The organism is Mesorhizobium sp. M00.F.Ca.ET.216.01.1.1, assembly GCF_004010325.2.
Lineage (GTDB): Bacteria > Pseudomonadota > Alphaproteobacteria > Rhizobiales > Rhizobiaceae > Mesorhizobium.
The window spans coordinates 102352-121706 of sequence record NZ_SADR02000006.1; the positions used below are offsets into that span (position 1 = coordinate 102352).

19 protein-coding genes are annotated in these 19355 nt (G+C 62.6%); 10 read left to right on the top strand and 9 right to left on the bottom strand.

Features of this window, described 5'->3' with window-relative positions:
• Positions 1 to 21: 21 nt before the first annotated feature.
• Genes EN859_RS10325 through EN859_RS10335 form a run of 3 tightly spaced genes read right to left on the bottom strand, consistent with a single transcriptional unit; the run spans position 22 to position 3858 of the window.
• Positions 22 to 1671 carry a thiamine pyrophosphate-binding protein gene (locus EN859_RS10325; RefSeq protein WP_127853255.1) on the bottom strand — a complete coding sequence of 550 codons (1650 nt, stop codon included), beginning with the start codon at positions 1669 to 1671 and terminating at the stop codon, positions 22 to 24.
• A complete protein-coding gene (locus tag EN859_RS10330; protein WP_127853256.1) occupies positions 1668 to 2843 on the bottom strand; it encodes a CaiB/BaiF CoA-transferase family protein in 1176 nt (391 codons plus the stop codon). Before EN859_RS10330 ends, EN859_RS10325 begins: the two co-directional genes overlap by 4 nt.
• Positions 2844 to 2877: 34 nt before the next feature.
• Entirely contained in the window at positions 2878 to 3858 is a 981-nt protein-coding gene (locus EN859_RS10335; RefSeq protein ID WP_127853257.1) for an alpha/beta hydrolase, read from the bottom strand.
• A 187-nt stretch (positions 3859 to 4045) separates the two neighbouring features.
• Here EN859_RS10335 and EN859_RS10340 point away from each other — a divergent pair, with 187 nt between their 5' ends.
• The 5 genes from EN859_RS10340 to EN859_RS10365 all read left to right on the top strand — a co-directional run bounded on the left by EN859_RS10340 (position 4046) and on the right by EN859_RS10365 (position 9489).
• Entirely contained in the window at positions 4046 to 5059 is a 1014-nt protein-coding gene (locus EN859_RS10340) for a ribonuclease (RefSeq protein WP_127853258.1), read from the top strand.
• 104 nt (positions 5060 to 5163) lie between these two features.
• Positions 5164 to 6813, top strand: a complete 1650-nt coding sequence (ettA, locus tag EN859_RS10345) for an energy-dependent translational throttle protein EttA (RefSeq protein ID WP_127853259.1) — start codon at positions 5164 to 5166, stop codon at positions 6811 to 6813.
• Between the two features lie 55 nt (positions 6814 to 6868).
• Positions 6869 to 7207, top strand: coding sequence for a DUF6290 family protein (locus EN859_RS38055; RefSeq protein ID WP_189501849.1), 339 nt, complete (start codon positions 6869 to 6871; stop codon positions 7205 to 7207).
• Positions 7208 to 7381: 174 nt separating this feature from the next.
• Positions 7382 to 8170, top strand: coding sequence for a trans-aconitate 2-methyltransferase (tam, locus tag EN859_RS10360; RefSeq protein ID WP_127853394.1), 789 nt, complete (start codon positions 7382 to 7384; stop codon positions 8168 to 8170).
• A 197-nt stretch (positions 8171 to 8367) separates the two neighbouring features.
• The gene (locus EN859_RS10365) at positions 8368 to 9489 is read left to right on the top strand and encodes a beta-ketoacyl-ACP synthase III (RefSeq protein ID WP_127853262.1); all 1122 of its coding nucleotides are present in this window, start codon (positions 8368 to 8370) and stop codon (positions 9487 to 9489) included.
• A gap of 1 nt (position 9490) precedes the next feature.
• Here EN859_RS10365 and EN859_RS10370 read toward each other — a convergent pair whose 3' ends face one another.
• Positions 9491 to 10057, bottom strand: a complete 567-nt coding sequence (locus EN859_RS10370; RefSeq protein ID WP_127853263.1) for an isoprenylcysteine carboxylmethyltransferase family protein — start codon at positions 10055 to 10057, stop codon at positions 9491 to 9493.
• 200 nt (positions 10058 to 10257) lie between these two features.
• Between EN859_RS10370 and EN859_RS10375 the strand changes: the two genes are divergently transcribed.
• Entirely contained in the window at positions 10258 to 10875 is a 618-nt protein-coding gene (locus tag EN859_RS10375; RefSeq protein WP_127853264.1) for an MOSC domain-containing protein, read from the top strand.
• Positions 10876 to 10933: 58 nt separating this feature from the next.
• Here the strand turns inward: EN859_RS10375 and EN859_RS10380 are convergent, their stop codons facing one another.
• Positions 10934 to 11776 (bottom strand): SDR family oxidoreductase, encoded by an 843-nt coding sequence (locus EN859_RS10380; RefSeq protein ID WP_127853265.1) that lies wholly within the window; start codon positions 11774 to 11776, stop codon positions 10934 to 10936.
• A 150-nt stretch (positions 11777 to 11926) separates the two neighbouring features.
• Positions 11927 to 12889, bottom strand: a complete 963-nt coding sequence (locus EN859_RS10385; RefSeq protein WP_127853266.1) for an aminotransferase class IV — start codon at positions 12887 to 12889, stop codon at positions 11927 to 11929.
• Positions 12890 to 13047: 158 nt separating this feature from the next.
• Here EN859_RS10385 and EN859_RS10390 point away from each other — a divergent pair, with 158 nt between their 5' ends.
• Positions 13048 to 13560, top strand: a complete 513-nt coding sequence (locus EN859_RS10390; protein ID WP_127853267.1) for a hypothetical protein — start codon at positions 13048 to 13050, stop codon at positions 13558 to 13560.
• A 6-nt stretch (positions 13561 to 13566) separates the two neighbouring features.
• Here EN859_RS10390 and EN859_RS10395 read toward each other — a convergent pair whose 3' ends face one another.
• Complete coding sequence (locus EN859_RS10395; protein ID WP_127853268.1) at positions 13567 to 13881, bottom strand: DUF2293 domain-containing protein; 315 nt, start codon at positions 13879 to 13881, stop codon at positions 13567 to 13569.
• Positions 13878 to 14435, bottom strand: coding sequence for a tRNA (N6-threonylcarbamoyladenosine(37)-N6)-methyltransferase TrmO (tsaA, locus tag EN859_RS10400; protein ID WP_245525520.1), 558 nt, complete (start codon positions 14433 to 14435; stop codon positions 13878 to 13880). Before tsaA ends, EN859_RS10395 begins: the two co-directional genes overlap by 4 nt.
• A 95-nt stretch (positions 14436 to 14530) precedes the next feature.
• Between tsaA and EN859_RS10405 the strand changes: the two genes are divergently transcribed.
• Together EN859_RS10405 and metF are read left to right on the top strand one after the other, a co-directional pair.
• A complete protein-coding gene (locus EN859_RS10405) occupies positions 14531 to 15553 on the top strand; it encodes a metalloregulator ArsR/SmtB family transcription factor (RefSeq protein ID WP_127853270.1) in 1023 nt (340 codons plus the stop codon).
• Positions 15553 to 16470, top strand: a complete 918-nt coding sequence (metF, locus tag EN859_RS10410; RefSeq protein ID WP_127853271.1) for a methylenetetrahydrofolate reductase [NAD(P)H] — start codon at positions 15553 to 15555, stop codon at positions 16468 to 16470. Before EN859_RS10405 ends, metF begins: the two co-directional genes overlap by 1 nt.
• Positions 16471 to 16997: 527 nt before the next feature.
• On the opposite strand, the gene EN859_RS10415 is transcribed toward metF, so the two are convergent.
• A complete protein-coding gene (locus EN859_RS10415; RefSeq protein WP_189501814.1) occupies positions 16998 to 17918 on the bottom strand; it encodes a DMT family transporter in 921 nt (306 codons plus the stop codon).
• 214 nt (positions 17919 to 18132) lie between these two features.
• On the opposite strand from EN859_RS10415, the gene EN859_RS10420 reads away from it, so the two are divergent.
• Positions 18133 to 19353, top strand: a complete 1221-nt coding sequence (locus EN859_RS10420; RefSeq protein WP_127853272.1) for an alanine racemase — start codon at positions 18133 to 18135, stop codon at positions 19351 to 19353.
• Positions 19354 to 19355: the final 2 nt, after the last annotated feature.

The window sequence follows — 19355 nt, forward strand, 5'->3', positions numbered from 1 at the left end:
GCGACCGCCCCTTCTATCGGATCATGACTTTTCTCGTATCTGGGTCATGGTCCGGGTCGGCGTGATGGCCTCGGGGTCGAGCCTGATCTCGACGATCGACGGTTTGCCGCTGGCGCGGGCGCGCTCGAAGGCGGGCGCGAAGTCGGCTGTCTTCTCCACCGTTTCGCCATGGCCACCATAGGCACGGGCGAGCGCCGCGAAGTCGGGATTGTGCAAATCCGTGGCGACGACACGGCCCGGATATTCGCGCTCCTGGTGCATGCGGATGGTGCCGTAGATGCCGTTGTTGACGACGATGACGATGATCGGCAGCCCATACTGCACGGCGGTGGCGAATTCCTGCCCGTTCATCAGGAAGCAGCCGTCGCCGGCAAAGGCGATGACATCGCGGTCAGGGAAAAGCTCCTTGGCGGCAATCGCCGCCGGCGTGCCGTAGCCCATCGAACCTGAGGTCGGCGCGCCTTGCGTGGCAAAGCGGCGGAAGCGATGGAAGCGATGCACCCAAGTGGCGTAGTTGCCGGCGCCATTCGTGAGGATAGCATCGTCCGGCAGCATCTTTTCGAGGTAGTTCATGATCGGCCCCATCTGGACGGAACCTGGACCGGCTTCCGGTGGCGTCGACCAGTCGAGATAGGCGGCATGCAGCTTCGGTGTCTCGGCCGCCCATGCCGGCGTGCCGGGCGGCTTGCGCCTGGCGAAGGCTTCGACAAAGGCGGAAGGCGAGGCGTTGATCGCCAGTGTCGGCCGGTAGACGCGGCCGAGCTCGCCGGCGTCGGCATGGACGTGGACCAGCGCCTGGTCGGGGTAGGGGCTCTTCAGCAGCGTATAGTCGGACGAAGGCATTTCGCCCATGCGACCGCCAACGAGCAGCACAAGGTCGGCCTGTTTGATCGCCGTCGCCAACTTGGGGTTGATGCCGATGCCGACATCGCCGGCATAATTCGGATGGAGATGATCGAACAGCATCTGGCGACGGAAGGAACAGCCGACCGGCAGCGACCACGCCTCGGCGATGGTTCGCATCCGCGCCACGGCGTCGGCATCCCAGCGCGTGCCGCCGAGGATGACGAAGGGCCGTTTTGCCTCGCCGAGCAGCTTTTCCAGCGCGTCGAGCTCGGTCTCGCCTGGCCGCGTTTCGACCGGCGTGTGAGGTAGGGCTGCAGGCGCCTCGACAAGACTTGTCAGCATGTCTTCCGGCAGCGAGATGACGACCGGACCGGGGCGGCCGGACGTCGCCACAGCGAAGGCGCGCGTGACGAACTCCGGGATACGCGAGGCGTCGTCGATCTCGACCACCCATTTGGCGATATCGCCAAAGAACCTGATGTAGTCGACCTCCTGGAAGGCCTCGCGTTCCTTGGCGTGGCTGGCGACCTGGCCGATGAACAGGATCACCGGAACCGAATCCTGCATGGCGATGTGGATGCCTGCCGAGGCGTTGGTGGCGCCGGGGCCGCGGGTGACGAAGCAGATGCCGGGCTTGCCGGTCAGCCGGCCATGGCAATCGGCCATCATCGCGGCACCGCCTTCCTGGCGGCAGACGATGGTGCGGATCGGCGAATCGTGCAGCGCGTCGAGCACCGCGAGATAGGATTCCCCCGGCACGCAGTAGATGCGGTCGGTGCCGTTCGCTTCGAGCGCATCTACGATCAGTTGTCCGCCGGTCTTCATTTTCCGGACCTCTCCAGTTCGGCAAGGATTTCTTCGGTGTGTTCGCCAAGGCGTGGCGAAGGCCGCTCATAGACGAGCGGCGTGCCCGACATCACCATCGGCGCCCGCACCGAGGGCAAAAGATTGCCATGGCCATCGTCGAGGTCGAGCCGCATGCCACGCGCGATGGTCTGCGGATCAGCGAACATCTGGCCGATGGTGTTGATCGGGCTGGCCGGCACGCCCGCGGCTTCCAGCTTCGCCAGAAGCGGATCGCGATCCAAAGTCTTGAGCGCGTCGATGATGTGCTCGCGCAACTTCGCCCGGTTGGCGACGCGGGCCGGATTGGTGGCGAAATCGGGGTTCGACGATAAGTCGCCCAGACCGACGGCGGCGCAGAATTTGACGAACTGGCTGTCATTGCCGACCGCCAGAATGATGTGGCCATCCTTGACCGGCACCACCTCGTAAGGCGCGATGTTCATGTGCGCATTGCCCATCTGCACTGGCGATTTGCCGGAAACCAGATAGTTGAGGTTCTGGTTGCCGAGCGCCGAGATCTGGGTGTCGTAGAGCGCCATGTCGATATGCTGGCCCTCTCCGGTCTCCTCGGCATGGCGAAGCGCTGCCTGGATGGCGATGACCGAATAGAGGCCGGTGAAGACGTCGGAGATGGCGACGCCGGCCTTTTGCGGCTCGCGGCCGGCCTCGCCCGTGATCGACATCATGCCGGCCATGCCCTGGATGATAAAGTCGTAGCCGGCACGGCTTGCATAAGGTCCATCCTGGCCGAAGCCGGTGATCGAGCAGTAGACAAGGCGGGGATTGGCCTTGCGCAGGCTGTCGTAATCGAGACCGTATTTCTTCAGGCCGCCGAGCTTGAAGTTCTCGATCAGCACATCTGATGTCGCGACCAGCTTGCGCACCGTCTCGGCACCCTCGGGCGTCGAGAAGTCGATAGCGATGGAGCGCTTGCCGCGATTGCAGGAATGATAATAGGCGGCCGACAGGTTTTCGCCGTCATGGCTGATGACGAAGGGCGGACCCCATTTGCGGGTGTCGTCGCCGCCATTCGGGCTCTCGACCTTGATGACGTCGGCGCCGAGATCGGCAAGCAGCTGCCCGGCCCATGGCCCGGCAAGGATGCGGGCGAGTTCAATTACGCGGACGCCTTTCAGCGGAGGTTCGGCCATGGATCACCGTGATTGGTCGAAAGCGCAGCCTCTATCAATCCCGCATGCTGCTGTCACGGCCCTTGCAATGGGCCAACCGCTGTGACGACTTCAGCACGCCATCAGCCCAGGACGCGAAATCGTCCATGATGATGTTTCGATTCACCTCGTTCAGGCTTTCGTGGCGGGTCTCGGCGTAAACTTTTGAAACGAGATTCGAAAAGCCCATCATGTGCATGCGGCCGGCGAGATGGCTGACAGCCTTGCCGCCGTCGGACGCCGGATCCTTCTCGCCGCCAACCAGGTTGACGAACAAGTCGCGCCGCACGCCGGAAAAATTGCGGTTGCTGCCAGCATGAAGAGCCATGCTGACGACGTCCCGCCACATCGACACCGATGCATCCCAGCCGCAAAGCGGATCGGCGACATATTTGTCGACCTCGGCCTCGTCGCGCGACAGCCAGTCGAACAACGTGCGGTGATTGGGCACGGCCTTACCCCAAGCCTGGAAGGTCAGCCTGGGCAGCACGCGCGACGGCACGTCTGAGCCAAGCCTCAATCTTTCCCAGGCGAGGATGCCCAGTGCCACCCGGCCGAGCAGGCCGGCCGAGAAATTGCCGTTCCAGATCGCGGCGGCATGGACGCGCGCGGAGTGGCGCAGGACAAAATTCAACGCAACCGACGCGCCCAGCGAATGGCCGAATACAATGACCGGCAAGCCCGGCTGCTCCCTGGCGATGAGGTCGTGGATGGCGCCGACGTCGGCGATGACCTTGGCGCTACCATCCACGTTGGCGAATTTGCCAAGCGGGGCGTCGGGCGCCCTGGTTGCGCCGTGGCCGCGATGATCGTGGGCGTAGACATGACAGCCACGCTCGGCAAGGAAATCGGCGAAGGCGGCATAGCGCGCGGCGTGTTCGGCCAGCCCGTGATTGATCTGGACGACGGCGCGCGGGCGGCCGCCGGCATGTCTGACGTAAAGGTTGAGTTCGGCGCCGGTCGACGATTTGACCACGCGCTGTTGGCTGAATGACATTGTCGCTTCGTCTCCAACGCGCTTCTGCGCGTCCGCAGGCGTTGTTTGCGCCGGCGCCGGTTTTGCGTCAATCCGGCACGGACGATTTTGCGCGGGTGATGTTTTCTTGTCTTTACGGCGCGCGCTATCGCAATTCTGACACGGAGACGACGGCAGTCTCTGCCGCATTTCCAACCGAGGTATTTGCATGCGGACATGTGTTGTTTTTGGATTGGTGCTTGCTGCCATGTTGCTGCCCGGCGCGGCGCAAGCCGACGTTAGGATGACCGGCTCCTTCGTGGCCGACGCTGCCTGTCCGGCGACGCAGGCGATCAAGAGCGGGAAGAATCCCGGCGATGCTTCAACAGCGGCAGGGCAAAGCTACGAGCTCCTGGCTGGCAACAAGGACGCACCGACGCACTATCTCATTCGCGTACCGGGCGCCGATCCGGAGCGTCGTTGGGTGAAGATCAGTTGTGGCCATGTTGCCGGCGGCAGCGCGGCGACGGCTCCGGTCGCGCCGGCCGATCAGAACAAGCCATCGGCGCCAGCCTCGGGAAAACCCGAATATGTCTTCGCGCTGAGCTGGCAGCCCGCCTTTTGCGAAACCAAGTCCAGCAAGACCGAATGCCAGGCGCAGACCGCGGCCGGTTTCGACGCAACGCATTTCACCTTGCATGGGCTATGGCCGCAGCCGAACGGGAATTTCTATTGCCAGGTGGCAGCCAGCGACAAGGCCAATGACAATCCGACCCATTGGCGGGAGCTGCCGCCGGTCAACCTCGATCAGGACACACGATCAGAGCTAGATCAGGTGATGCCCGGTACCGCTTCCGATCTCGAACGGCATGAATGGATCAAGCACGGCACCTGCTACGGCAAGAGCCAGCAGGAGTATTTCTCCGACGCGTTGAACCTGATGCGCGCGGTGAATTCTTCGCCGGTGCGAGACCTCTTCACGAAGAACATCGGCAAGCAGCTGACATCGGACCAGATCCGCAGCGCCTTCGACAGCGCCTTCGGTGCAGGCGCAGGCGAGCGTGTCCGCGTGTCCTGCCTGGTCGATCCTTCGAGCGGCAGACGGCTGATTGGCGAGCTGACGCTCGGCCTGACCGGTTCGATCCACCCGAACAGTGCACTGGGCGACCTGCTGCTAGCCTCGGTACCAACAACCAAGGCCGGCTGTCCGAAAGGCACCGTCGATGCAATCGGCTTCCAGTAGGACACTGGGCGTAGCTTCGCCTTAAGGCATCAAAACAGTTTGCCGTTCGGCGCGGCATCGCCTACATAGCGCGCAACTCCATTCAATTTGACAGGGAAGCGCGCGTGGCACGCCAGTTCATCTATCACATGGCCGGCCTCAACAAGGCCTACGGCACCAAGAAGGTGCTCGAGAACATCCATCTCTCCTTCTATCCTGACGCCAAGATCGGCATTCTCGGTCCCAACGGCGCCGGCAAGTCGACGATCCTCAAGATCATGGCGGGTATCGACAAGGAGTGGAGCGGCGAGGCGTGGCTGGCCGAAGGCGCGACCGTCGGTTACCTGGCGCAGGAGCCGGCGCTCGATCCGAGCAAGACCGTGTTCGAAAACGTCATGGAAGGCGTCGCCGCCAAGACCGCCATCATCGAGCGCTACAACGAATTGATGATGAACTATTCCGACGAGACGGCAGACGAGTCGGCCAAGCTCCAGGACGAGATGGACCGGCTGAACCTGTGGGACCTCGAACAGCAGGTCGAGATGGCTATGGAAGCGCTGGGCTGCCCGCCCAAGGATGCCGACGTCACCAAGCTGTCGGGCGGCGAGCGCCGCCGCGTCGCGCTCTGCCAGCTCTTGCTGCGCCAGCCGGACCTGTTGCTGCTCGATGAACCGACCAACCACCTCGACGCCGAAACCACGGCATGGCTGGAAAAGCATCTGCGCGCCTATCCGGGCGCGGTGATGATCATCACCCACGACCGCTACTTCCTCGACAATGTCACCGGCTGGATCCTCGAGCTCGATCGCGGCCGCGGCATTCCCTATGAGGGCAATTACACCAAGTACCTCGAAGCCAAGGCCAAGCGGCTCAAGCAGGAGGGCCGCGAGGACGATGCCCGCCAGCGGGCGATCGGCCGCGAGCGCGAGTGGATCCAGTCCAGCCCGAAGGCACGGCAAACCAAATCCAAGGCCCGTATCCAGGCGTTCCAGGATCTGCTGGACGCGGCCGACAGCCGCCGCCCGAGCGACACGCAGATCGTCATTCCGCATGGCGAGCGGCTCGGCAATGTGGTGATCGAGGTCGACGGCCTGTCGAAGGGCTTTGGCGACACGCTGCTGATCGACAATCTGGAATTCAAGCTGCCGCCCGGCGGCATCGTCGGCGTCATCGGCCCGAACGGCGCCGGCAAGACGACGCTGTTCCGCATGATCACCGGCCAGGAAAAGCCGGACGCCGGCACGGTCCGCGTCGGCGAGACAGTCAAACTCGGCTATGTCGACCAGAGCCGTGACACGCTCGATCCGGCCAAGACCGTGTGGGAAGAGATTTCAGGCGGTGCCGAAGTGGTCAAGCTCGGCAAATTCGAAGCCAACACCCGCGCCTATTGCGCGTCATTCAATTTTCGCGGCCAGGACCAGCAGCAGAAGGTCGGCAACCTTTCCGGCGGCCAGCGCAACCGCGTGCATCTGGCCAAGATGCTGAAGACCGGCGGCAACGTGCTGCTGCTCGACGAACCGACCAACGATCTCGACACCGAAACGCTGGCCGCACTCGAAGACGCGCTGGAAAGCTTCGCCGGCTGCGCGGTCATCATCTCCCACGATCGTATGTTCCTCGACCGCCTGGCGACACACATCCTCGCCTTCGAGGGCGACAGCCATGTCGAATGGTTCGAGGGCAATTTCGAGGATTACGAGCAGGACAAGATCCGCCGGCTCGGGCCGGAAGCTGTCAATCCGCACCGCATGACGTATAAGCGGCTGACAAGATAGGTGAGGCTGTTGCGGCTGATAGTGGTTTGGCCTAAATTTATGGATGGAGCTTTCCATGATCACAGTCAAACTGCCGCAAAAAGCCGAGAAGCTGCTGGCCGACATGGCCAAGGCCAGTGGCCGCACGATCGATCAGGTCGCAGTTGAGGCCATCCTTGAGGCTATTGAGGATTGGCAGGACGCCAGGATTGCGGAGGAACGCCTGAGGGATGACGATGGCGTGCGTATTCCGCTGGAAGAGGTGATCCGGAAGCTTGAACTTCGTGAGGCCGAGGAGCGCAGAAACCTGCCGCTGAATGAATTGGCGTGTCGAGTTCACGCAGCGAGCCGACAAGGATATCGAGCGGCTCTCAATGAAAGACCAGCGGCGTATTCTCGAGTTCCTGCACGATAGAGTGTCGGCACACCCCAATCCAAAAGCTCTTGCCAAACGCCTGACTGCGACGAAGCAAGAAGCTTGGCGTTTTCGCGTCGGCGAATACAGAATTATCGTCCAATTTCAGGATAGCCGACTTGTCGTTCTGGTCGTGGAAGTCGGCAATCGTCGCGAGGTCTATCGGTGAACAACATCACGGCGGCAAAGGCAAAACCCGACTGGTCCGCCGCCCTCTATCTCAAATTCGAGGATGAGCGAACGCGGCCGGCGCGCGACCTCGTTGCGCAGGTGCCGGTGGCGGCGCCACGCAGGGTGGTCGACATCGGCTGCGGGCCTGGCAATTCGACCGAGCTTCTGGTCGAGCGCTGGCCTGAAGCTGAGGTCAGTGGCTTCGACAGTTCGCCCGACATGATCGAGAAGGCAAGGGCACGCCAGCCTGATGTCAGCTTCGAGCTGGCGGACACGGCGGCCTGGCAGCCGGCGGAGCCTGTCGATGTGATCTTCGCCAATGCAGTGTTCCAGTGGCTGCCGGAGCATCCGGCGATCTTCCAGCGGCTGATGGGATTTTTGGCACCCGGCGGCGCGCTCGCCATACAGATGCCGGACAATCTCGGCGAGCCATCGCATCAACAGATGCGGGAGACTGCGGCCGAAATGCCGTTCGCCGAAAAGCTGAAAGGTGCGGCCCGCGCGCCGCTGCCGGCGGTGTCGTTCTATTACGACCTCTTGTCACCGTTCTCCGACCGGCTCGATATCTGGCATACTGTCTACAACCACCCGCTGGCCGATGCCGAAGCGATCGTCGAGTGGGTGAAGTCGACGGGGCTGAGGCCATTTCTCGATCCGCTTGATGCACAGCAACGAAAACTGTTCATCGACCACTACACGGCGCGGATCGCGAAAGCCTATCCAAAGACGGCGAACGGCAAGGTGCTGCTGCGCTTTCCCCGACTTTTCATCGTGGCCAAGCGGGCCGCTTAATGTGTGTCACGCGCCGACACGCACCAAGGTCTTGGTTCATGCATTTCGTTATCCCAAACCTCTGCGCACTTTTGCGCGACGTGCACTAACCCCTTCGCTTTAAGCTGGCATAAACCCGCCAAATGCGACAAGTGTTGCGCCGGGCGTCCCCGGCGCCCACATGAGGCCGCAGCGCCTGCCCTTGGGACGGATTGGAAATGCATCGCGTCATCATCAGCGGCATCGGCGTCGAAATCCCCGAACCTTCGATCACCAATGAAGAACTCGTCGCCAGCTTCAATGCCTGGGTCGAGATGGAGAACGTGCGCCGTTTGGCCTCGGGCGAGACGCTGCTGCAGAAGTCGGACAGCGCCTTCATCGTTCACGCCTCGGGCGTCCGGACCCGCCATGTGATCGAGCGGGAAGGCATTCTCGACCCGACCCGCATGGCGCCGCGCATACCGGCGCGGCCCGACGATGCGCTGTCGCTGGAGGCCGAGTTCGGCATCGCGTCGGCTAGCAAAGCGCTCGACCATGCCGGGCTGAAGCCGTCTGACATCGACCTGGTGATCTGCTCGGCCTCACACCATCAGCGGCCGTATCCGGCGATCGCCATCGAAATGCAGCAGGCGTTGGGCACGAAGGGTGCCGGCTTCGACATGGGGCTCGGCTGCTCGTCTGCGGCGGCTGCATTGCACATCGCGGTCAACCTGGTGCGGGCGGGCGCGCACAAGCGGGTGTTGGTGTCGACGCCGGAGATCATCACCGGCCACCTCAATTTCCGCGACCGGCAGACGCATTTCATCTTCGGCGACGCTTCTGCCTCGATGGTCGTCGAAGGGCTCGCCCAGGGCGAGAAGCGGCCGGGCCGCTTCGAGGTGCTCGACACGCGCACCTGGACGCAGATGTCCAACAACATCCGCACCAATCTCGGCTACCACACCCGCACCGCCCAGGACGATCCCTACATGATCAATCTTGAAGGCAATCTGATCAAGCAGGTCGGCAACAAGGTGTTCAAGGAAGTCACCGTCGCTGGGCACAAATTCATCGTCGAATTCCTGGCCGAGCACGGTCTGACGCCGCAGGCCATACGGCGCTTCTGGCTGCATCAAGCCAATGCCCGCATGAACGCCATGATCCTGAAGCTTGCCTTCGGTCACGACGTCGACCATGACCGCGCACCCATGGTGCTCGAGCGGCTCGGCAACACCGCCGGCGCCGGCGCGATCGTTGCCTTGTCGGAGAACCACGCCGACATGAAGGCCGGCGACCACGGCCTGCTCTGCGCCTTCGGCGCCGGCTATTCGATCGGCGGCGCGTTGCTGAGAATGCTTTGACCTACTTTGGTGCGAACGGCACCAGCATCGGCACACGCCTGATATAGTCGTCATAGGCGGCACCTAGCTGCGTGCGCAGAAAACGCTCCTCCAGCCTTGCCTTCATGACGATACCGACGGTGAGAAGAGCGGCGCCGGCGATGCCCCAGACCGTGCCTTTCGCTGCCATGGTGGCCAGGATCGCCAGCAGCAGCCCGGTATAGATCGGGTGCCGCACCAGCGCATAGGGACCGGTATCGACGACACGGTGCGCGGCCTTGGCTGTCACCGTGCCCGACCACAGCCGGCCGAGATGCAGCCGCGCCCACCAGGTGAATGCCAGACCGGCGGCGATCAGCGCGGCACAGATCCAAGCCTCGGCAAGGTTTGGAATCCAAAGCCTCAGCCGGCCGACATAGCCATGCGCCGGAATGACGAAAAGAATGGTGCCGAGGACCAGTACGGCGCGGTAGCTTAGTTCCGCTTGAAAGCCGGCGCGTTTCTCGGCTCGGTCGGCCCAGAAGGCAGCGGCAGCCCAGGATACGATCCAGATCAGCCAAAGCGTCGCGATTGCCGTTGCGGGATGCATGATGAACCCCTTGCCTAGGCGCGAGTATCAAATCGGTGCAGCGCGGCGGCAATACGGCACAATACGGAAAATTTCAGGCAGGAAGGTCGCGATCGGCAAGGGTGCGTATCAGCCCGCTTGATCAGACCATCAGCGCTTTCGACTGGACGCTTTGAATCGACTCCGGCTAATTGCGCCGCATCACTCAAGGAATGAAAGCCATGGCGGATCTCTTCCCCGAAGCCGAGAACCCGGTCGAAATCGTCCCGGCGCGGAAGCTCGCCGCGAAAGTGCCGGCGCTTTTCGTGGCGCCATCAGATCACTTCGAGACGCGACCGGTGGAGGAATTGCGGCTTGGCTTCGACGGCATCGACGGCGACTTCCATGCCGGCGCCACCCGGCGCTCCGGTGGGCGCGAACCCTGGTATCCACGCGGCACCGAGATGCGCAACGAGCGACAACTGACGATCGTGGCATCGGATGAACTGGCTGTTATCGCCGAACGGATGGGCATAGCCGAGGTCAGGCCAGAGTGGATCGGCGCCAATCTCATGGTCGAGGGCGTGCCGCACCTCTCCATGCTGCCGTCCGGCACGCTGCTATTCTTCAAAGGTGGCGTGACCATCAAGGTCGATGCGCAGAACGGACCTTGCCGCATCGCTGGGCGCTCGGTCGCCGAAAATGCCGGAATGGCCGACCATGAGGCCGGGGCGTTGCTGTTCCCCAAGGCAGCGAAGCGGTTGCGTGGCCTTGTCGCCTGGGTCGAAAAGCCCGGCACGATCATGGCCGGCGAGGAGATGTCGGTGCGCGTGCCCGAACAGTGGATCTACCGGGCTTAGGGTACGTTGGAGCAGGGGCTGCACCGCCATGGCGGTGCAGCGAGATTTCGGATCGGCCTCAGGCGGCCTTGCGGTTCTTGTTCGCACCTTGCGCCAGGACCGAGACGTGATCCCACTTTTCCCATAGCGCGATGCGATTGGCGTATTCCTGCTTGATCATCGGCAGGCCGCCATCGCCGAAAAACACCCTGAGCGGCGGTTCGGCCGCGTCGACGATTTCAAGCATTGCCGGTCCGGTGGCGGCGGGGTCACCCGCCACCAAACGCTTGCGGCGCTCCGTCATCGCGGCGCGGGCCGGCTCATAGGCAGCGATCGGCTTCGAAACCTTGGCGGACGGTCCGGCCCAGTCGGTGGAGAAACCGCCCGGCTCGACAAGCGTGACATGGATGCCGAACTCCGCGACCTCCAGGCTGAGCGACTGGCTGAAGGCCTCCAGCGCCCATTTCGAGGCGTGGTAGAGGCCGACCATGGCGAAGGCGTTGACGCCGCCGATCGACGAGATCTGGATGATGTGGCCCGAACGCTGCGCCCGCATAATCGGCAAAGCGGCCTGGGTCACCCAAAGCGCGCCGAATACATTGGTTTCGATCTGGTTGCGAGCCTCCTTTTCGCTGACCTCTTCGATGGCGCCGAAATGGCCATAGCCGGCATTGTTGATGACGACGTCGAGCCGGCCGAAACGCTTATGTGCTTCGGCAATCGCGGCATCGACGGCCGCCTTGTCGGTGACGTCGAGCTTTATCGCGGCAATATGGTCGCCATATTTTTCGACGAGATCGGAAAGCGTGCCGGCATCGCGGGCAGTCGCCGCAACGCGGTCACCGCGGGCGAGCGCCGCCTCTGCCCAGACGCGGCCGAAGCCCTTCGACGATCCGGTGATAAACCAAACCTTATCTGTCATGATCCTTGGTCCTTGCCCCTGCGGTGTTGGTTGTCAGCTAAACGGAGGCTTCTCCGCTTCGAGCATATAGAAGTGCCCTCCGCTTATCCAAGGCCGAGACACATTTTGTTGATGCGAGCCGACGTCAGAGGCCATCGGCAGTAATAGCAGTCAAGGGTAGTGTACCGGGCTCGACCAGGCCGGATCGTCATGCTTCTGCCAGTAGAGCGCCATGAGCTGCCGGGTGACCGGACCGATCTTGCCGTCGGCCACTGCTGCGCCGTCGATCATCGTCACCGGCATGACGCCGCCGGCAGTCGAGGTGATGAAGACCTCGTCGGCTGCTTGGAGAGCAGCAACGCCGACATCGGCCGCCGTGGCGGCAAGTCCTGCCTGGGCACAGAGATCAAAGACAGTGCGCCGGGTGATGCCGGGCAGGACGCCGGTAGCCGGCGTCGACAGTTTTCCGTCCTTCACGCAAAAGACGTTGAAGCCCGGCCCTTCGGCGACATTGCCATTGAAATCGAGGATCAGCGCGGTTTCGGCGCCGCGGTCATAAGCGTCGTAGAGGCCTCGCACCAGGTCGAGCCAGTGATAGTTCTTGATCGCCGGGTCGATTGAGGCCGGCGGGATGCGTACCTTGTCGCTGATCGCCACATGCAGGCCGCGTTGCAACTGCTCGGCATTGGCCACCGAGCCGAAGGGAACGGCGAAAGCCATGAAGCGGTTGACCGCCTGGCGCGGGTCGCGGCTGAAGGTCGGCGAGGCGCCGCGCGTGCACAGCATCTCGACATAGGCCGAGCGATGGCCGGACAGCGCCACGCAATTGTGGAGGATCTCGGCGACGCCTTGGCGGTCGAACGGGATCGTCATGCGCAGCTTTTCCAGCCCGCCGAAGAAGCGGTCGAGATGCAGGTCGAGACGAAAGAAGCTGCCATTCCAGACATGCACGGTGTCGTAGGTAGCGTCGGAATGCAGGAAGCCCCAATCCAGAACCGAGATCCTGGCTGGCAACATCAGCAGATATTGGCCGTCCAAGAAGGCAACGCCGTCCGGATAGGAATGCGGGTCGATGTGGCTTTCGGAAAGAGGCGGTAGCGGCTGTGTGCCGCGCGCTGCAACGTTTCGGCTCATCGCTATCCTCACTTGCCATCGCCCAATGTGCTTTTGGTCAGGCTAGCGGCCTTCGGCAGGCGACATAGAGCCAGCGGCGCTGCGCTATTTATCCTAGGGCGTGTATTTAGATTTATCTTATAGTGCTTGGGAAAGGTGCCTAACCGGGGAGAGGGGACATGGGCAGGCCAACGGGACTTGGGGCCATCATCTTTGCAATATCCATTTTCGGCGCCACTGGCGAAGCCTTCTCCCAGTGCGTGCGAGAAGGCGAGGAGTTGTGTCAGGGTGGTCAGACATACCGGTGCGAGAAGACCGGCAGCGAACTGACCCCGATCTTCCAGAACGCCCCCTGTGTGGTGAATGTGCCGTCCCTGGCTGGCACCTGGGTCGGCAACGGTCATCAAAGCCCGGCCGGAGCTTCTGGCGCCGACTGGTCGATCGCCATGACGATCAACGAGGGTGGGGCGTCGATCGACTATCCATCGCTCGGCTGCGGAGGATCGCTGAGCGAGATTTCCAGGGACGACACCTCGGCGGAATACCGGGAGAGCATCACCTACGGTCAAGATATCTGCATCGATGGCGGCACGATTACAGTCAGGTCTTTCAAGGGAAATCTGTCCTGGGTCTGGGTTGGCCAGGCGGCCGGCCAACCATACAACGCGGTCGCCGTTCTGACGCGCCCGTAGTTTGCATTATTCGCTCTCGTCGTCGGCGTCGAGAAAACGCGTGGCGCGCCAGCGGGTCAGCACGATGTTGGTCTGTTCGATGACGAAAAAACGCGCCGAGTCGCGATCATAGCCGTCGGCCAGCAGTTTCTCGTAATCGGTGTGTGCATGACGGATGTGGGCGATGATCGCCAGCCACACGGCAATCGTCGGCGGCAAGTTGTGCAGATGCGCCCGACCGGCTTCGGCACGGATCTTTTCCATGTCGGCAAAGGGCGCCAGCGGCAAAAGCGCAGTCAGCGCCTTGGCGATGGCGCGGCGGCGGTTGGTCGGTGCCTTCATCGTTCGTCGCGTCCGGCAATACTCGCATCGGCAAAGGCGTCGGTCGAAGCGAAATAGGGCTTGATGTCGATCACCGGCGTGCCGTCGAGCGCATCGATGGCGTCGAGGTCGATGCGGCCGGTGCCGATGTCGAGGGCGACGAGCCTGGCGACATGCAGCCCGACTGGGTTCGGCCGGGCAGGGGAGCGCAGCGAAAAAACGCCTTTCGGTTCAGCCGCATGGCGGGGTTTCTGGACAATCAGTCGCCGCGGCGCGTGTTGCAGCCAGGACAGGATGATGACGTGGCTAGCGCGCTCCAGGCCGAGCAGCCCGTCACGATAAAGCGGGTCGACCGTGAGCGTCGCCGCCTGTCCCGTTTCTCGTGCGGCCTTCATGTTTTTGGGACAGGTCTCCCGCGTCGTCCACGGCGACGTGATGCGGCCGATGAAGACGACATGACCGTCCGGCAGCATCGTTGCCGGATCGGTTTCCAGGAGCTTTTCACCGTTGCGCGTCTCGAACATGGTTTTCGCCTCGTTCATCCGAAAACCGACTTCCGCCTGTGGATCATGCATGCGTCATTTTCTTGTCTGCAAGCGACATAGGGCTTGCGCCGTCGCAAAAATCGACATAAACATATGTTTATATCTTTTTCAAAGAGAATACACGCATGCATGTCGCGCTCGATACCATGGTAGACACGTTGAAGGCAGCGGCCGAATCCAGCCGGCTGCGCATATTGGCACTGCTGTCGCGCGGCGACCTTACCGTTTCCGATCTCACCGAGATACTCGGCCAGTCGCAGCCGCGCGTATCGCGGCACCTGAAGCTGCTGCTTGAGGCCGGGCTGATCGGCCGCTACCAGGAAGGATCATGGGCCTTCTTCCGGCTTTCGGATTCCGATGCGTCGCGCGATTTCGTGCTCGGGCTGGTTTCCAGCATCCGTGGCGCAGACCCGCAGGTCGAGCGCGATCTTGAGCGGCTGGCCGCGGTCAAGCGCAAGCGGCAGGAACGCGCTGCCGAATACTTCTCCGTGAACGCTGCGAGTTGGGATCATATCCGCTCGCTGCACGTGCCGGACCGCGCCGTTGAGGCGGCCCTGTTGAAGCTCGTCGGCAAGCGACCGTTCCAGTCGATGCTCGACCTCGGCACCGGCACTGGGCGGCTGCTCGAAATCTTTTCGCCGCTCTATCGGCGCGGCGTTGGCATCGACATGTCGCGCGAGATGCTGACGGTCGCCCGCGCCAATCTGGACAAGGCCGGTGTCTCGAATGCGCAGGTGCGGCAGGGCGATATTTTCGCGCCGCCGGTGGAGCGCGATGCCTTCGATCTCGTTACCATCCACCAGGTGCTGCATTATCTCGACGATCCTGCCCGCGCCATCCGCGAGGCGGCAAGGCTGCTGCGTCCCGCCGGCCGGCTGGTGATCGTCGATTTCGCGCCGCATACGCTGGAATTCCTGCGCGAGGAGCACGCGCATGTCAGGCTCGGTTTTTCCGACCGGCAGATCACCGACTGGTTTTCGGAGGCCGGGCTCGAGCTCGAGGACAGCCAGGAATTCGAGCCGCGCAGCGGCAACGAGGCCAAGCTCACTGTCAAGCTATGGCTCGGCCGCGATCGCCGCATGCTGATCACCGATCCTGCGCGCAACGCGCAGGCGGCCAATGCCCAATCGATGGGGGAAGTCGCCTGATGAACCAGTTTCGCTTTTCCCGCCGCCCCGACATTGGCGACAAGGTCAGGGTTTCGTTCGAGTTCTTCCCGCCGAAGTCCGACGAGATGGAGGCAAGGCTGTGGGACACCGTCACCCGGCTTGAGCCGCTCAAGCCGAAATTCGTCTCGGTGACCTACGGCGCCGGCGGCTCGACGCGCGAGCGCACCGCCCGCACGGTCAAGCGCATCCTCAACGAGACGACGCTGACACCTGCGGCGCACATGACCTGCGTCGACGCGGCGCGCCATGAGGTCGATGCCGTCATTCAGGAATTCGCTGGCATGGGCGTTACCCGTTTCGTCGCCTTGCGCGGCGACCCGGCCGAGGGCGTCGGCGCTTCCTACCGGCCGCATCCGGATGGTTATGCCAATGGCGCCGAGCTGGTGGGAGCGATGAAGGGCGCCGGCGATTTCGACATTTCAGTCTCTGCCTATCCGGAAAAGCATCCGGAAAGCCCTGATTTCGCCACCGACTTCGACATGCTGAAGCGCAAGGCAGACAATGGCGCGACCAGGGCGATAACCCAGTTCTTCTTCGACAATGACCTCTACGAGCGTTATGTCGAGCGGGCGCGGCGGGCAGGCATCTACATACCGATCGTGCCGGGCATATTGCCAGTGCACAACTTCACCCAGGTCGCCAATTTCTCGGCGCGCTGCGGCGCGCTAGTGCCGGCATGGCTGGCTGAGCGTTTCGAAGGGCTGCAGAACGACCCCCAGACGCATGCGCTGGTGGCGTCCGCGGTGGCGGCCGAGCAGGTGCTGGACCTGGTCGAACGCGGCGTCGGCGATTTCCATTTCTATACGATGAACCGGGCCGATCTGGTCTTTGCCGTTTGTCACATGATCGGCATCCGCTCGCATGAGGCTGAGGCAGCAGGATCTGCTGCTGCGTAAGCTCCGCTAAACTCTCTGAGGATGCAAAAAGGTTAGGAGGATGCAAAAAGGCCGGGCAAAAAACCCGGCCTTTTCAATGGATTGGACTATTCGGTGCTGGTCTTCCCCCGCTTCAGCGGTCTTATGGAAGTACGCCCATAATGAGGGCGCCGATGAATGCGAACGCAGCACAAATCATCAATGCGTTGATCGGCCTTGTCAGTCCCATGCCATAGCCTCCTCTTAAGAGCTATCGCAAGAGTCTAGGGTCATTTATGCCACAGGCAAGTGGAAAATGTGCTGCAATGCGACAGGATTGTGGAATTCGCGACCTGCTGCTCGCCGTTAAGCATTGAAACTCTTCGGCAAAAGCCGGCTTCGGACCTGTGAATAAATTGTGACGACGCCATGGCATGGCAGCGCTACCGCATCGGCCGAAAGTCGAATTCGACTTTTGCTGCGCTGACCTTCGGTTCGGAAAGCACGATGCGGGATTCGTTTAAAGTGTTAGAGCGTCCTTTTGCGCATCCAATTGGACGCGCGGCGCTCTAACGTCGGCCGAACATGCGTCCGTCGATGGTGACGAGACCGAGTGCGATCAGCACCATGCCGCCCATTTCGAACAATTGGAGTCGCTCGCCAAGGAACAGGAATCCGAGAAGGATGGCGCTGGCTGGCACGATCAGCGTGACCAGCGAAGCGTTGGTGGCGCCAGCGGAAGCGACAAGGTTGAAATAGAGGATGTAGGCGAAGGCAGTGGACAGCAGCGCCAGCGCCAGCACCGCCGCCCACACCGGCGGCGAGGCCGCGAGCAGGCCGGCCGGACCGTAGGCGATGAGCACGACCGGGATCATGATGATGGTCGAGGCGGTCAATTGCCCGGTGGCGATTACGGGCGACGGCACGCCCCTGAAGCGTCGGGCGATCATCAGGGCGACCGCGTAAGACAGCGAGGCGCCGATCAGCGCGAATTTTGCCCAGACGGGGCCGCCGAGCCCGGCGAGCAGGCCAGGGCCGATCATCACCGCCGTGCCGGCGATGCCGAGCACGATGCCGGCAAGCTTGTTCCATGACAGCTTTTCGTCGCTGGTCAGCGCGTTGGCCAGGATCAGCGTCCAGAACGGCGTCGTTGCGTTGAGCACCGAGGCGACGCCGGCGCCAAGCTCAGTCTGGCCGGCGAAGATCAGCGAGAACGGAATGACGTTGTTGGCAAGCGCCAGCAGGAGGAACAGGCCGGCATGCGGGAAGGCGAGACGGAAGGACGGGCCGCGCAGGCCGAGATAAAGCTGAAGAGCCGACGCGGCGATGGCGACACGAAACAGCACCAGCACCAGCGGGTGAAGCTCGGCAACGGCAATGCGGGCAAAGAAGAACGAGCCGCCCCAGATCGCGCCGAGCAGCAGGAGCTGTGCCCAGTCCTTGAGCGCCATTGGGCCGCGTGCCGTAGCAGCGGCGGCTGTGATCGCCATGTGATCCTCCTCCTGGACAGGGCGGGAATGCCTAACCTGTCGAGCCTCTGTTCAAGCCATAACGTGTCCGGCGACAAGGGCCACCCGAAACTTGATCGATGGCCAAGCGCAACTGGCGTAGCGTCGCCGCGTCAGAGGCGCGAGACATAGAATTGTTTTCATTAGCAGCTAGCTTGGATTAATTGTGCGCAGCCTAGACCGAGGGGATTCGTCCATGCAGCGATTCGAAAATGCCCGCGAGGCGGCGCTGGCGCTTCGTCCGGACGATCCGGTCTATTGCTTCCGCCCGCAAGTGCTGAAAGCGGATGCCAAACAGTTCATGGGCATGTTTCCCGGCAAGACTGCCTATGCGGTGAAGACCAATGGCGAGCAGATCGTGCTGAAGGCGCTGGTCGAGGCCGGCGTCAATGCCTTCGATGTCGCCTCGCCCGGCGAGTTTGCGGCCGTGCGAGCGGTCTCGCCAGACGCCGAGATGCTCTACATGCATCCGGTCAAGGCGCAGTCGGACATCAAGCTGGCGCTGGAGAAATACGGCATCCGCGTCATCTCGCTCGACCACGACGACGAGATCACCAAGCTGACACGGGTGGTACGGGCGCTCGATATCGATCCGGGCGCAATCAGCGTATTCGTGCGCATCCAGACGAAGGGGTCGGCCGCTTACGAATTGTCGAAGAAGTTCGGCGCCGGGCCGGCCTATGCGGTGGAACTGGCCGAGCGGCTGAATCGCACCGGCTACAAGGTCGGCCTCTGCTTCCATGTCGGCAGCCAGATCGAGGATCCCGATACCTACGAGCGGGCGCTGGCCTCGGCCGACTGGGTGCGCAACCGGCTGACCTTCGACGTGGCCGGCCTCGATGTCGGCGGCGGCTTTCCGGCCGAGTACGGCCATGATCCCAACCGCAAGCAGATCGAGATGCCGTCGCTCGGCCAGATCATGTCGCGGCTGTCGGGCGACATGAAGGAATACCAGTTCGACCAGACGCCGCTGGTGGCGGAACCGGGCCGGGTGATCGTGGCGCGCTGCCTGTCGCTGATCGTGCGCGTGCTGCTGCGCAAGGGCAAACGGCTCTACATCAATGACGGCATCTGGGCGTCGCTGTCGGATTCATGGACCGGCAAGATCACGCTGCCGGCGCGCTTCATTCCCGATCCGGCGATCCGCTCGCGCAACGGCGAGGAGAAGAACATCGTGCCGTTCAAGGTGTGCGGCGCGACCTGCGATTCCGTCGACATCCTGTCGCGGCCGTTCTGGTTGCCGGAGACAGTCGATACCGGCGACTGGATCGAAATCGGCCATATCGGCGCCTATTCGCTGTCGCTCAGGACCCGCTTCAACGGCTTTTATCCCGATACGTTCATCGAGGTGGCGACGCCATTCGATGAAGGCGACGCACCGGAAGGGTTTGCCAGTCTGGAGACGATGGCAGATTAGCC